Source organism: Streptomyces glaucosporus (genome assembly GCF_039533345.1).
GTDB classification, from domain to species: domain Bacteria; phylum Actinomycetota; class Actinomycetes; order Streptomycetales; family Streptomycetaceae; genus Streptomyces; species Streptomyces glaucosporus.
In genome coordinates, this window is the sequence record NZ_BAAATJ010000032.1 from 24,430 (window position 1) to 37,308 (window position 12,879).

Below are 12,879 nucleotides of genomic sequence, written 5' to 3' on the forward strand. Positions count from 1 at the left end.
GCCCCCCACCCATGTGCGCGTCCGGTCCAGGCCGACAGGTCCTTGGGCGTTGCCGTGCGGCCGGACCCGGGCGGCCGGCGCCCGGCCCGGGGGAGCCCGCGCGGAGCTCTCCCCGCCCTCCCGGACGGGAGGGCCCCCTGGCCGCGGTCCGGTGCGCCGGGGCGCGTCCGGTGACCGCCGCTCCTGGGCAAACGCCTGGGTCAGGGTACGCCACCGCCTGCCGGGTGGATGACGGGTACCCAGGGCCGGGAGGCGCATTTCACACCCGGGCGGGGAACCGTCCCGGGGTTCCCGGGTGGCTCGCACACATCTCCGGGGGTGCCTCCGCGAGGTCTACCATCGGGCCATGACCCGAGTACTGCTCGCCGAGGACGATGCCTCCATCTCGGAGCCGCTGGCCCGTGCCCTCCGCCGCGAAGGGTACGAGGTCGAGGTGCGGGAGAACGGCCCCGGCGCCCTGGAGGCCGGACAGCGGGGGGACGTCGACCTGCTCGTGCTGGACCTCGGTCTGCCCGGCATGGACGGTCTGGAGGTCTGCCGCAGGCTGCGCACCGAGGGGCACACCTTCCCGGTCCTGGTGCTGACCGCCCGCGCCGACGAGGTGGACACCGTCGTCGGCCTGGACGCCGGCGCCGACGACTACGTCACCAAGCCGTTCCGCCTGGCCGAGCTGCTCGCCCGGGTGCGGGCCCTGCTGCGGCGCGGCTCGGTCGAGCCCGCCCAGCCCGCCGCCACCCACGGCGTGCGGATCGACGTCGAGTCGCACCGGGCCTGGATGGGGGACGAGGAGCTCCAGCTCACGGCGAAGGAGTTCGACCTGCTGCGGGTGCTGGTGCGCGACGCGGGCCGGGTCGTCACCCGCGAGCAGCTCATGCGCGAGGTCTGGGACACCACCTGGTGGTCGTCGACGAAGACCCTCGACATGCACATCTCCTGGCTGCGCAAGAAACTCGGCGACGACGCGGCCAACCCCCGCTACATCGCCACGGTCCGCGGCGTCGGCTTCCGTTTCGAGAAGGACTGACCGGCCCGGGAACCAGCGGGACCTTTTGAAGACCTGGAAGGGCTGAGGCCGAGCCGTGCGCAGACGCCTGATCAACTCCACGCTGGCCGTGGTCCTCGTCGTGATCGCCGTCTTCGGGATCTCGCTGGTCATCGTGGAGACCCGCACCATCGAGGGGAGCGCCCGCGAGAGCGTCCGGTCCGACGCCGCGCGGCTGGTCTCGGTCGTCGAGAGCCGCATCGTCGCCGAGGAGCGGGTGACGGCCGAGTCCATGCGCACCCAGGTGCCCGGGGACCGCCACGTCCGCATCGACGTGCCCGGCCGGGCCCCCATCGAGCTGGGCGAGCGCCCCACCGGGGACGTCATCGAGGAGCGCGCGGTCGGCGCCCAGGGCGTGTCCGTCACCGTCCGGCTCCCCGGGAGCACGGTCCGTGCCGAGGTGGGCCGCACCCTGCTGATCATCCTGGCGGTGGCGCTGCTCGCGGTGCTCGCGGCGGTGTTCCTCGCCGTCCGGCAGGCCCGCCGGGTCGCGGCCCCGCTCACCGACCTCGCCGAGACCGCCGAGCGGCTCGGCTCCGGCGATCCCCGCCCCAGGCACCGCCGCTACGGGGTGCCCGAGCTGGACCGGGTGGCGGACGTGCTGGACGCCAGCGCCGAGCGGATCGCCCGGATGCTCACCGCCGAGCGGCGGCTGGCCGCGGACGCCTCCCACCAGCTCCGCACACCGCTGACGGCGCTGTCGATGCGGCTGGAGGAGATCGTCTCGGCCGCCGACGCCGCCGACGCCGTGCCCACCGCCGACCATGCCGCCGTCGCCACCATCAGGGAGGAGGCGATGATCGGCCTGGCCCAGGTCGAGCGGCTGACCGACGTGGTGCAGCGGCTGCTGACCAACTCGCGCGACCCCCGCTCGGGCTCGGCCGTGGGCTTCGACCTGGACGAGGTGGTCAAGCAGCAGATCGAGGAGTGGCGCCCGGCGTACCGCAAGGCGGGGCGGGTCATCGTCCGCTCCGGCCGGCCGGGCCTGCGGGCGGTGGGCACTCCGGGCGCGGTGGCGCAGGTGCTCGCCACGCTCATCGAGAACGCCCTGATGCACGGCGGCGGCACGGTCGCCCTGCGCACCCGCATCGCCGGCAACCAGGTGGTGGTCGAGGTGACGGACGAGGGGCCGGGCGTCGACCCGGCGCTGGGCGCCCGCGTCTTCGAGCGCACGGTCAGCGGGCGCAACTCCACGGGCCTGGGACTGGCCGTCGCCCGCGACCTGGCGGAGGCGGACGGCGGGCGGCTGGAGCTACTTCAGCAGCACCCGCCGGTCTTCGCGCTCTTCCTCAGCCGGGACGCCGAGGAGCCGGCCGCCGGCTGAGCCGCCGCGGAAGACCCAGGTGCGGTAGGACCAGAAGCGGAAGACCGTGGCGACGCCCATGCCGACGACGTTCTTGGCGATGTTGTCGGCGAGCGGCGAGGTGAGGCCCAGCACGTAGTGCGAGACGGCCAGGGCCCCGTTCTCCATCACCAGGCCGATCCCGCTGAACAGCAGGAAGAGCCCCGCCTCCCGGGACACCCGGCTCTTGTCGCTGTGCCGGTACGTCCAGTAGCGGTTGCCCAGGTAGTTGGTCGCGATGGCGACCGCCGTGGCCAGCACCCCGGACCGCACCGGGGCCAGGCCCAGGCCGTGGATGCAGAGGTTGAAGACCGCGACGTTGACGAGGAAGCCCAGGGCGCCCACCGTGCCGAACTTGGCGGCCTCGCGCCGGAGCCGCCGGAGGCGGAGGCGGAGTGCCTGCCGTTCTTCCCTGGAGCTCCCCATAGAGATCCGCTGCCCCGTTCCGCCGGCTCGTGCCGGCCGTCTCTCCGCTTCCGTGACCGCCATGTTATCCACGGCCCGGGCCACGACCCTGCGCCGAACGGGGTACCCGTCCGGGCGGCCGATAGGCTACGGCCGTGACATTTCCTGTGATCGGCATGGTCGGCGGCGGTCAGCTCGCACGGATGACCCACGAGGCGGGCATCCCCCTCGGTGTCAGGTTCCGGCTGCTCAGCGACACCCCACAGGACTCCGCCGCCCAAGTGGTCCGCGACGTCGTCGTCGGCGACTACCGCGACCTGGACACGCTGCGTGACTTCGCCCGCGGCTGCGACGTGATCACGTTCGACCACGAGCACGTCCCGACCGAGCACCTGCGGGCCCTGGAGGCGGAGGGCATCCCCGTGCGGCCCGGCCCCGACGCGCTGGTGCACGCGCAGGACAAGGGGGTGATGCGGGAGAAGCTCACCGCGATCGGCATCCCGTGCCCCAGGCACCGCATCGTGGCGGACCCGGCGGACGTGGCGCGCTTCGCGGAGGAGGCCGGCGGGTGGCCGGTCGTCCTCAAGACCGTCCGCGGCGGCTACGACGGCAAGGGCGTGTGGGTGGTGCGCTCCGAGGAGGAGGCCGCCGACCCCTTCCGCGCGGGCGTGGCCGTCCTGGCCGAGGAGAAGGTGGACTTCGTCCGCGAGCTGGCGGCCAACGTGGTGCGCTCCCCGCACGGGCAGGCCGTGGCCTACCCGGTGGTGGAGTCCATCCAGGTGAACGGCGTCTGCGACACCGTGATCGCCCCGGCGCCCGACCTGTCGCCCGAGCTGTCCGGCCACGCCCAGGAGCTGGCGCTGACGGTGGCCCGCGAGCTGGGCGTCGTCGGGCACCTGGCGGTCGAGCTGTTCGAGACCGCCGACGGCCGCGTCCTGGTCAACGAGCTGGCGATGCGCCCCCACAACAGCGGCCACTGGACCCAGGACGGCGCGGTCACCTCGCAGTTCGCCAACCACCTGCGGGCCGTGCTCGACCTCCCGCTGGGCGACCCGCGCCCCCGCGCGCCGTGGACGGTGATGGTCAACGTGCTCGGCGGCGACTACCCCGACATGTACCAGGGCTACCTGCACTGCATGGCCCGCGATCCGCGGCTGAAGATCCACATGTACGGCAAGGACGTGAAGCCCGGCCGCAAGGTGGGCCACGTCACCACCTACGGCGACGATCTGGCGGACGTCCGTGAGCGCGCCGCCCACGCCGCCGCCTACCTGCGAGGGACCATCACCGAATGAGCAACGCCCCCACCCCCGCTTCCACCCCCGGTCCGGCCCCCGTCGTGGGCATCGTCATGGGCTCCGACTCCGACTGGCCCGTCATGAAGGCCGCGGCCGAGGTCCTGGACGAGTTCGAGGTCCCCCACGAGGTCGACGTGGTCTCCGCGCACCGGATGCCGCACGAGATGATCGCCTACGGCGACCGGGCCGCCGACCGCGGTCTGAAGGCGGTCATCGCGGGCGCCGGGGGAGCGGCCCACCTGCCGGGCATGCTGGCCTCCGTCACCCCGCTGCCGGTGATCGGCGTGCCGGTGCCGCTGTCGCACCTGGACGGCATGGACTCCCTGCTGTCCATCGTCCAGATGCCCGCCGGCGTCCCCGTCGCCACGGTCTCGGTCGGCGGTGCCCGCAACGCCGGGCTGCTCGCGGTGCGGATGCTGGCGGCCCACGACGCGGACCTGAGGGAGCGGATGGAGCGCTTCCAGTCGGAGTTGAAGGAGCAGGCCCAGGAGAAGGGCCGGCGGCTGCGGGCCAAGGTCGCCGCGGGCGGCGCGGGCTTCGGCTTCGGGAGCAAGTGAGGTGGCCCGCGGCGAGGAACTGCTGGAGCGGGCCCGCGCGCTGCTGGCCGCCCACCCCGTCGTCGACGGCCACAACGACCTGCCGTGGGCGCTGCGCGAGCAGGTCGCCTACGACCTCGACCGGCGCGACATCGCGCGCGACCAGTCGGCCCATCTCCACACCGACATCCCGCGGTTGAGGGCGGGCGGGGTGGGGGCGCAGTTCTGGTCCGTCTACGTGCGCACCGACCTGACCGGAGACGCCGCGGTCAGCGCCTGCCTGGAGCAGATCGACGTGGTGCGGCGGCTGACCGACCGCTACCCGGACGACCTGCGGCTCGCCCTCACCGCCGACGACATGGAGGCGGCGCGGGCCGAGGGCCGCATCGCCTCCCTGATGGGCGCCGAGGGCGGCCACTCCATCAACAACTCCCTCGCCACGCTGCGCGCCCTGTACAGCCTGGGCGTGCGCTACATGACGCTCACCCACAACGACACCATCGACTGGGCGGATTCGGCCACCGACGCCCCGCGCCACAACGGCCTGACCCGGTTCGGCGAAGAGGTCGTGCGGGAGATGAACCGGCTGGGGATGCTGGTGGACCTCTCCCATGTGGCGCCGGCCACCATGCGGGACGCCCTGCGGGTCTCCACGGCGCCGGTGGTCTTCTCGCACTCCTCCGCCCGCGCGGTGTGCGACCACCCGCGGAACGTCCCCGACGACGTGCTGGAGGGCCTGGCGGCCAACGGCGGTGTGGCGATGGCCACATTCGTGCCGAAGTTCGTCCTTCCCGCCGCCGTGGCCTGGACCGAGGCCGCCGACGAGAACATGCGCGCCCACGGTCTCCACCCCCTGGACGGCACGGAGCGGGGCCGGGAGGTCCAGCGGGCCTTCGAGGAGGCCAACCCGCGCCCGGTGGCGACGGCGGCGACGGTCGCCGACCACCTGGACCACATGCGCGAGGTCGCGGGCATCGACCACGTCGGCATCGGCGGCGACTTCGACGGCACGGCCTTCACTCCGTCCGATCTGGGTGATGTGTCCGGATATCCGAACCTGGTGGCCGAGTTGCTGGACCGTCGCTGGTCCGAGGCCGATCTGGCCAAGCTCACCTGGGAGAACGCGGTGCGGGTCCTCCGCGACGCGGAGGCCGTGGCCCGGGACGAACAGGCCCGGCGCGGCCCGTCGATCGCCACCATCGGGCAGTTGGACGGATGACGCCGAACCCCTGTCGGTGACGCAACTCACGAGCGGGATCTCCGAGCCCGTCGCACTCCGTGCGGCCGGAGGTCCCGCTCTGTCATACCCCCTGGTCACAAAAGGGATATGACGAGCTGTCAGGGCCGTCTGATCTCACTCCGCGTGGACGGATCCGTCACGCACGGTCGCGAATGAGACGCAGGCAATAGCTGCGAAACGGGCTTCCTGTGACCCATCGGCTTGTTATGGCGGAAACGTTCTGTTTACGGTTCTGGCCGCGCCGTACGAATGTGCGGCGGGCCCGCTGTCGGTACGCCGAGTCCTGCCGACGGCAGCGGGCTGGACCATCCACACCCGTCATCGGCAGGAGCGGGGGACCCAAGGTAAGCGCCGGACCGTGTCCGCACGGGACGGCTTGGGGTGAAGCCGTGTCACGACCCGGAGGTCGTGGCCCACACGGCCGGGCAACTCCAGCCCGAACCCGACAGCTCACCTCGCAGGCGTAGGAGAGGAGCCCCGTATGTCCGCACGCGGACGTCATCGTCGTGCCCGTAACAGCCGCCTCGCCCGCCTGTCCCTGGCCATCTCCGTGGGCGGCGCCGGTGTGGCCCTGCCCCTGATGGCCGCCGGCAACGCCAACGCCGCCTCCGTCGACACCTGGGACCGAGTCGCCCAGTGCGAGAGCACCGGCAACTGGAGCATCAACACCGGCAACGGCTTCTACGGCGGCCTGCAGTTCACGCAGAGCACCTGGGAGGCCTTCGGCGGCACCCAGTACGCCCCCCGCGCCGACCTGGCCACCAAGGACCAGCAGATAGCCGTCGCCGAGAAGGTCCTGGACGGCCAGGGCCCGGGCGCCTGGCCGGTGTGCTCGGTCAAGGCCGGTCTGACCAAGGGCGGCCCCGCCCCCGCCGTCTCCCCCGACGGACAGGGCGAGGCGGACGAGCAGCAGGCCCCGGCCGCCCAGGAGCAGCAGGCTCCCGAGCCCGAGTCCGCGCCCGAGGCCGGGAACGAGACCGAGGCCGAGCAGGCCCGGCCGGAGCGGGCCGACCGCGCCGAGCGGGCCGAGGAAGCCACCTCGTACCGGGTCGTCGGCGGCGACACCCTGTTCAAGATCGCCGACGCCCACGGCATCGCGGGCGGCTGGCAGGAGGTCTACGAGGACAACCGCCAGGTCATCGGCGCCGACCCCAACGTGATCCACCCGGGCCAGGAGCTCTCCCTGGGCGGCACTGCCGTCCAGCAGAAGGCCGCCGCCAAGCCGGAGGCCAAGCCGGAGGCGAAGGCCGAGCAGAAGGTCGAGAAGGCCGAGACCAACCCCGAGCCCGCGCGGCAGTCGGCCGAGCGCGCCGACCGCAGCGGCGGCGCCTCCGCCAACGCCTCCGCCGGCTACACCGCCCCGGTGAACGCCGCCCCGTCCGGCTCCTACAAGGCCGCGGGCGCCCGCTGGTCCAACGGCCACACCGGCGAGGACTTCGCCGCCGGCACCGGCACCCCGGTGAAGGCCGTCACCAACGGCACCGTGGTCTCCGCGGGCTGGGGCGGCGCGTACGGCAACCAGGTCGTCATCCGCCACGACGACGGCCGCTACAGCCAGTACGGCCACCTGTCCTCGATGTCGGTCGCCGCAGGCCAGAAGGTGAGCGTCGGCCAGCAGATCGGCGCCGTCGGCTCCACCGGCAACAGCACCGGCCCGCACCTGCACTTCGAGGTGCGCACCGGTCCCGGCTACGGCTCGGACATCAACCCGCTGGCCTACCTGAGGGCCAACGGCGTCAGCATCTGAGCCACGCCGAACGGTCCGCCGCGGACCGTGTGACCCCTCTCCGGGACAGCACGAGGCGGGCGGGGCGCGGAGTGTCCACACACTTCGCTCCCCGCCCGCCTCGCTCGGTTTCTCCATCCCCCGGCCGGTTCCTCCCGTGCGGCGCGGTCAGTCCGCGCAGAGGCAGAACGGGTGCCCCGCCGGGTCCCGGTAGACGCGGAAGTCGCGCTTGCCGCCGTCGTCGCCCTCCAGGAGCTCCGCCCCCAGCTCCAGCGCCTCCCGTTCGGCCGCGTCCAACTCCTCCCGCGGCACGTAGAGGTCGAGGTGGAACTGCTGCGAGCGCTCGGCGCTCGGCCACGAGGGCGGCACATGGCCGGGAGCCTCCTGGAAGGCCAGCGTCCGGTCCTTCAGCACGCCCGAGTCGAACGTCACCTCGACCCAGCGCCCCTCGCCCTCGACCTTCCCGCCCAGCAGGCGTGCGTAGAAGTCGGCGAGCCGCCCCGGTTCCGGGCAGTCCAGCACGACGACGGCCCGCAGCGTGGTGATGGCCATGGTGCTCCTCCTGTGCGGTGGTTTCCGTACCCGAGACTCGTTACTCCTTGAAGCCTTCAACAGGTAACGAGTTACCCCATGATGGCGCTCTGGCAGTAACGTGGCAAGGGTGGAACAGCAGGAGGACCGGGATCCCACCCCGCCGGGGCTCCGCCTGGTGCGGGACCTGATCAACACCCTGGACGTGGAGGCCGGAGCCGACGCCCTCGCCGCCGACGGCGGTCTCGCCGCGTTCGCGCACGACCACGGGTTGACCGGGCTGGGGCTGACCAAACACGACGTTCCGGACGTCGTCCGGCTGCGCGAGGGCCTGCGCGCCGCCTGCCTGGCCCACACCGGCGCACGGGTGCCCGAGGGGACGGCGGCCGAACTGGCCGCGCTGCTGCGCCGCGCGCCGCTCACCGTGACCGTCGACGAGGAGGGGGCGGCATCGCTCGAACCCGCGGACGTCCCCCCGGGCGCCGCGGCGCTCACCGCCCGGATCGCCGCCGCCGTCGCCGCCGCCGCGGGCGACGGGACCTGGGCCCGCCTGAAGGTGTGCGAGGCGCACGACTGCCGCTGGGCGTACTACGACAGGAGCCCGGCCGGCCGCAGGCGCTGGTGCACCATGGCCGTCTGCGGCAGCCGGGCGAAGATGCGGACGTACCGCGCGCGGCGGTCGTCCGGGGGCCGGTCCCCCGGGGACGGGAGGCCCCCGGAGGGGGACGGGGACTAGGCGGCCGGGCGGCCCAGCGCGCGGAAGGACCAGCCCGCCTTGCGCCACAGCTCCGGATCGAGCGTGTTGCGGCCGTCCAGGATGCGCCGGTCCGCCACGGCCTCGCCCAGCACCTGCGGGTCCAGCTCCTGGAACTCCCGCCACTCCGTCAGGTGCAGCACCACGCTCGCCCCGCGCACCGCCTCCAGCGCGCTGCCGGCGTAGGCCAGGGTGGGGAAGACCCGCCGGGCGTTCTCCATCCCCTTGGGGTCGTAGACGGTCACCTGACCGCCCTGGAGGTGGATCTGCCCGGCGACGTTCAGCGCGGGCGAGTCCCGCACGTCGTCGGAGTCGGGCTTGAAGGTCGCGCCCAGCACGGCCACCCGCTGCCCCAGGAAGGTCCCGCCGACCGTCTCGCGGGCCAGCTCCACCATGTGGGAGCGGCGGCGCATGTTGATCGAGTCGACCTCGCGGAGGAAGGTCAGCGCCTGGTCGGCGCCCAGCTCGCCGGCCCGGGCCATGAACGCCCGGATGTCCTTGGGCAGGCAGCCGCCGCCGAAGCCGATCCCGGCGCGCAGGAACTTCCGCCCGATCCGGTCGTCGTACCCGATCGCCTCCGCCAGCTTCACCACGTCGCCGCCGGCCGCCTCGCAGACCTCGGCCATGGCGTTGATGAAGGAGATCTTGGTCGCCAGGAAGGAGTTGGCGGCCGTCTTCACCAGCTCGGCGGTGGGGAAGTCGGTGACGACGAACGGCGAGCCCTCCGCCACCGGCTTCGCGTACACCTCGCGCAGCAGCTCCTCCGCCCGCTCCGAGCGCACTCCCACCACGATGCGGTCCGGGCGCAGGGTGTCCTCGACGGCGAAGCCCTCGCGCAGGAACTCCGGGTTCCAGGCCAGTTCCACGGCCTCGCCCGCCGGGGCCAGCTCCGCCAGCCGCCGCGCCAGCCGGTCGGCGCTGCCCACCGGCACGGTCGACTTGCCCACCACCAGCACGGGCCGCGTCAGGTGCGGGGCCAGCGAGTCGACCGCGCTGTCCACGTAGGACATGTCGCAGGCGTACTCGCCCTGCTTCTGGGGAGTGTTCACACAGACGAAGTGGACGTCGCCGAACGCGCCGACCTCCTCCCAGGAGGTGGTGAAGCGCAGCCGCCCGGTCGACCCCTCCACCCCGGCGACATGGCGGCGCAGCAGCTCCTCCAGCCCCGGCTCGTAGAACGGCACCCGGCCCCGGGACAGGGTCTCGATCTTCTCGGGCACCACGTCCAGGCCGAGCACCTCGAAGCCCAGCTCGGCCATGGCGGCGGCGTGCGTCGCGCCGAGGTAGCCGGTGCCGATCACGGTGATTCTGAGGGCCATGGGGTGCTCCTGGAGGACGGGCGAGGTGCTGTCCGCGAGCATAACCGGCCGGTGTCGCGGCCAGTGTCGGCAATGTCATGCGACCGGGGGGAGCCGGGGGCGGGCCCCGGCACTAGAATTGTGTTACTTAACGGTAATTAGCAGCACCGTACCCAGGGAGTGAGAGACCGTGGCGGGACCGACCGACTTCGACCTCTACCGGACGTCCGACGAGCACGAGATGCTCCGCGAGTCGGTGCGCTCGCTCGCCGAGGCGAAGATCGCACCCTTCGCCGCAGAGGTGGACGAGCAGGGCCGCTTCCCCCAGGAGGCCCTGGACGCACTGGTCTCCAACGACCTCCACGCCGTCCACGTGCCCGAGACCTACGGCGGCGCGGGCGCCGACGCCCTCGCGACCGTCATCGTGATCGAGGAGGTCGCCCGCGTCTGCGCCTCCTCCTCCCTGATCCCGGCCGTCAACAAGCTCGGCTCGCTCCCGGTGATCCTCTCCGGCTCCGAGGAGCTGAAGCACAAGTACCTCGCCCCGCTCGCCAAGGGCGACGCGATGTTCTCCTACTGCCTCTCCGAGCCCGAGGCCGGCTCGGACGCCGCGGGCATGAAGACCCGCGCCGTGCGCGACGGCGACCACTGGATCCTCAACGGCGTCAAGCGCTGGATCACCAACGCCGGCGTCAGCGAGTACTACACGGTGATGGCCGTCACCGACCCCGAGAAGCGCTCCAAGGGCATCTCGGCCTTCGTGGTGGAGAAGGGCGACGAGGGCGTCTCCTTCGGCGCCCCGGAGAAGAAGCTGGGCATCAAGGGCTCCCCGACCCGCGAGGTCTACTTCGACAACGTCCGCATCCCCGCCGACCGCATGATCGGCGAGGAGGGCACCGGCTTCGCCACCGCCATGAAGACCCTGGACCACACCCGCATCACCATCGCGGCCCAGGCCCTCGGCATCGCCCAGGGCGCCCTGGACTACGCCAAGGGGTACGTCAAGGAGCGCAAGCAGTTCGGCAAGGCCATCGCCGACTTCCAGGGCATCCAGTTCATGCTCGCCGACATGGCGATGAAGCTGGAGGCCGCCCGCCAGCTCACCTACGCCGCCGCCGCCCGCTCCGAGCGCGTCACCCTCGGCGCCGACGGCAAGTCCGAGGGGCTGACCTTCTACGGCGCCGCCGCCAAGTGCTTCGCCTCGGACGTCGCCATGGAGATCACCACGGACGCCGTCCAGCTCCTGGGCGGCTACGGCTACACCCGCGACTACCCGGTCGAGCGGATGATGCGCGACGCAAAGATTACGCAGATCTACGAGGGCACCAACCAGGTCCAGCGGATCGTGATGTCCCGCAACCTGCCGTAAGGCGCCGTTCCACGTCGTCTCCGCGGCCCGGGGCACCCCTTCGGGGGTGCCCCTTCGCGTTCGGGGCCCGGACCGTGCGGACGGTCCGGGCCCCGCGCGCGAGCGGGGGTGAGGCGCGGTCAGTCGCCTTCGACCGTCACCTTCTCACCGTTCTTCAGCTGGCCGACCAGCAGCTTGACCTTCTCCATGTCCCACTTGAGGGAGCCCTGCGGGGCGCTGCCCGCGATCGGCATGTTCATCGAGGTGCCCTCGCCGCTCGTGACGTCCTTCATGGCCCAGAACATCGAGGCGAGGTCGAACAGGCCCATGTCCTCGTCCACGATCAGGGTGTCCAGGCCCGCGCCCAGCGTCGGGTAGAGCCGGAAGGGGTTGAGGACGGTGGAGGGGGTGGCGGCCTGGTTGGCCAGGGCGGCCAGGAACTTCTGCTGGTTCTTGGTGCGTTCCAGGTCGCTGCCGGCCTCGTAGCGGTTGCGGACGAAGGCGAGGGCCTGGGCGCCGTCGAGGGTCTGGCGGCCCTTCTTGAAGTCGGCGCCGGAGTTCTTGTCCTTGATGTCGCGGGGGATGTCCATCTCGACGCCGCCGACCGCGTCCACGATCTTGGCGAAGCCGCCGAAGCCTATCTCCGCGTAGTGGTCGATGCGCAGGCCGGTGTTGTACTCGACCGTGCGGACCAGCAGGGGGGCGCCGTCCATGGAGTACGCCGCGTTGAGCTTGCGGGCGCCGGGGGAGGGGAAGTCCTTGCCGCTCTCGGATCCGGTGAAGTCCGGGATGGTGACCCAGGAGTCGCGCGGCAGGGAGATCATCGTGGTCCCCTGGTCGCCGACGTGGAGGAGGATCATCGAGTCGGTGCGCTTGCCGTCGGCCGAGCCGGTGTGGAGCTTCTTCCGCTCCTCGTCGGACAGGCCCTCACGGCTGTCGGAGCCCACGATCAGGTACGTGGTGCCCTCGCCCTCCTCCGGTCTGTCCTTCACGATGCCGAGGTCGACCTCGCGGCGGAGCTTGGAGTCGGCCCAGAAGTAGGTGCCGACCGACCAGACGAGCGCCACCACGAGGAGGGTGATCAGACCGAACTTGATCCGGCGGCCCCAGTCGACGGGGCCGACGACGCCGCGGTCGGAGCCGCCGCGGGGCCCGCCGTAGCCGGAACCGGCGTATACCTGGCCGGTGTTGTAACCGGAGTCGTAGCCCGTGTGGCCTCCGTAGCCGCCGTGCTGGTCGGTCGGCATGGCACGGGTCGGGTCCGGGCGCGGGCCGGCGCTGCCGCTGTTGGGCCAGTCAGTCATGGAAGGCAGTGTGCCCCCTCCGAACGGGTGAGGCACAGACGGGGGGACGGAACGG

The 12,879-nt window shown here is 72.4% G+C and carries 12 protein-coding genes and 1 riboswitch; of the genes, 8 read left to right on the top strand and 4 right to left on the bottom strand.

Features of this window, described 5'->3' with window-relative positions:
- Nucleotides 1-346 precede the first annotated feature (346 nt).
- Entirely contained in the window at nucleotides 347-1,024 is a 678-nt protein-coding gene (locus ABD358_RS25100; RefSeq protein ID WP_344633422.1) for a response regulator transcription factor, read from the top strand.
- 55 nt (nucleotides 1,025-1,079) lie between these two features.
- Complete coding sequence (locus ABD358_RS25105) at nucleotides 1,080-2,366, top strand: ATP-binding protein (protein ID WP_344633423.1); 1,287 nt, start codon at nucleotides 1,080-1,082, stop codon at nucleotides 2,364-2,366.
- Here the strand turns inward: ABD358_RS25105 and ABD358_RS25110 are convergent.
- On the bottom strand, nucleotides 2,295-2,810 hold the full coding sequence (locus tag ABD358_RS25110) for a GtrA family protein (protein WP_344633424.1): 516 nt from the start codon (nucleotides 2,808-2,810) through the stop codon (nucleotides 2,295-2,297). The two genes, ABD358_RS25105 and ABD358_RS25110, sit on opposite strands and share 72 nt — an antisense overlap.
- 134 nt (nucleotides 2,811-2,944) lie before the next feature.
- Here ABD358_RS25110 and ABD358_RS25115 point away from each other — a divergent pair, with 134 nt between their 5' ends.
- From ABD358_RS25115 to ABD358_RS25130, 4 genes are all read left to right on the top strand, one after another.
- Nucleotides 2,945-4,084: a 5-(carboxyamino)imidazole ribonucleotide synthase gene (locus tag ABD358_RS25115; RefSeq protein ID WP_344633425.1), complete on the top strand. Its 1,140-nt coding sequence runs from the start codon at nucleotides 2,945-2,947 to the stop codon at nucleotides 4,082-4,084.
- Nucleotides 4,081-4,644, top strand: coding sequence for a 5-(carboxyamino)imidazole ribonucleotide mutase (purE, locus tag ABD358_RS25120; RefSeq protein ID WP_344633426.1), 564 nt, complete (start codon nucleotides 4,081-4,083; stop codon nucleotides 4,642-4,644). Before ABD358_RS25115 ends, purE begins: the two co-directional genes overlap by 4 nt.
- Nucleotide 4,645: 1 nt before the next feature.
- On the top strand, nucleotides 4,646-5,842 hold the full coding sequence (locus ABD358_RS25125; RefSeq protein ID WP_344633427.1) for a dipeptidase: 1,197 nt from the start codon (nucleotides 4,646-4,648) through the stop codon (nucleotides 5,840-5,842).
- Between the two features lie 323 nt (nucleotides 5,843-6,165).
- Nucleotides 6,166-6,340, top strand: a riboswitch (cyclic di-AMP (ydaO/yuaA leader).
- A 4-nt stretch (nucleotides 6,341-6,344) separates the two neighbouring features.
- The gene (locus ABD358_RS25130) at nucleotides 6,345-7,610 is read left to right on the top strand and encodes a transglycosylase family protein (protein WP_344633428.1); all 1,266 of its coding nucleotides are present in this window, start codon (nucleotides 6,345-6,347) and stop codon (nucleotides 7,608-7,610) included.
- Nucleotides 7,611-7,757: 147 nt separating this feature from the next.
- On the opposite strand, the gene ABD358_RS25135 is transcribed toward ABD358_RS25130, so the two are convergent.
- Nucleotides 7,758-8,141 (bottom strand): VOC family protein, encoded by a 384-nt coding sequence (locus tag ABD358_RS25135; protein WP_344633429.1) that lies wholly within the window; start codon nucleotides 8,139-8,141, stop codon nucleotides 7,758-7,760.
- A gap of 109 nt (nucleotides 8,142-8,250) precedes the next feature.
- Between ABD358_RS25135 and ABD358_RS25140 the strand changes: the two genes are divergently transcribed.
- A complete protein-coding gene (locus tag ABD358_RS25140; protein WP_344633430.1) occupies nucleotides 8,251-8,856 on the top strand; it encodes a CGNR zinc finger domain-containing protein in 606 nt (201 codons plus the stop codon).
- Here ABD358_RS25140 and ABD358_RS25145 read toward each other — a convergent pair.
- Entirely contained in the window at nucleotides 8,853-10,193 is a 1,341-nt protein-coding gene (locus tag ABD358_RS25145) for a UDP-glucose dehydrogenase family protein (RefSeq protein ID WP_344633431.1), read from the bottom strand. The two genes, ABD358_RS25140 and ABD358_RS25145, sit on opposite strands and share 4 nt — an antisense overlap.
- 169 nt (nucleotides 10,194-10,362) lie before the next feature.
- On the opposite strand from ABD358_RS25145, the gene ABD358_RS25150 reads away from it, so the two are divergent.
- On the top strand, nucleotides 10,363-11,541 hold the full coding sequence (locus ABD358_RS25150; protein ID WP_344633432.1) for an acyl-CoA dehydrogenase: 1,179 nt from the start codon (nucleotides 10,363-10,365) through the stop codon (nucleotides 11,539-11,541).
- 119 nt (nucleotides 11,542-11,660) lie between these two features.
- Here the strand turns inward: ABD358_RS25150 and ABD358_RS25155 are convergent, their stop codons facing one another.
- Nucleotides 11,661-12,767 carry an LCP family protein gene (locus ABD358_RS25155; RefSeq protein ID WP_344633459.1) on the bottom strand — a complete coding sequence of 369 codons (1,107 nt, stop codon included), beginning with the start codon at nucleotides 12,765-12,767 and terminating at the stop codon, nucleotides 11,661-11,663.
- Nucleotides 12,768-12,879 lie beyond the last annotated feature (112 nt).

Bases quoted from the DNA above. Each gene is read 5' to 3' on its own strand.
- ABD358_RS25100 (WP_344633422.1), top strand. From the start codon at position 347: ATGACCCGAGTACTGCTCGCCGAGGACGATGCCTCCATCTCGGAGCCG.
- ABD358_RS25110 (WP_344633424.1), bottom strand. From the start codon at position 2,810: ATGGGGAGCTCCAGGGAAGAACGGCAGGCACTCCGCCTCCGCCTCCGG.
- purE (WP_344633426.1), top strand. From the start codon at position 4,081: ATGAGCAACGCCCCCACCCCCGCTTCCACCCCCGGTCCGGCCCCCGTC.
- ABD358_RS25130 (WP_344633428.1), top strand. From the start codon at position 6,345: ATGTCCGCACGCGGACGTCATCGTCGTGCCCGTAACAGCCGCCTCGCC.
- ABD358_RS25135 (WP_344633429.1), bottom strand. From the start codon at position 8,141: ATGGCCATCACCACGCTGCGGGCCGTCGTCGTGCTGGACTGCCCGGAA.
- ABD358_RS25145 (WP_344633431.1), bottom strand. From the start codon at position 10,193: ATGGCCCTCAGAATCACCGTGATCGGCACCGGCTACCTCGGCGCGACG.
- ABD358_RS25155 (WP_344633459.1), bottom strand. From the start codon at position 12,767: ATGCCGACCGACCAGCACGGCGGCTACGGAGGCCACACGGGCTACGAC.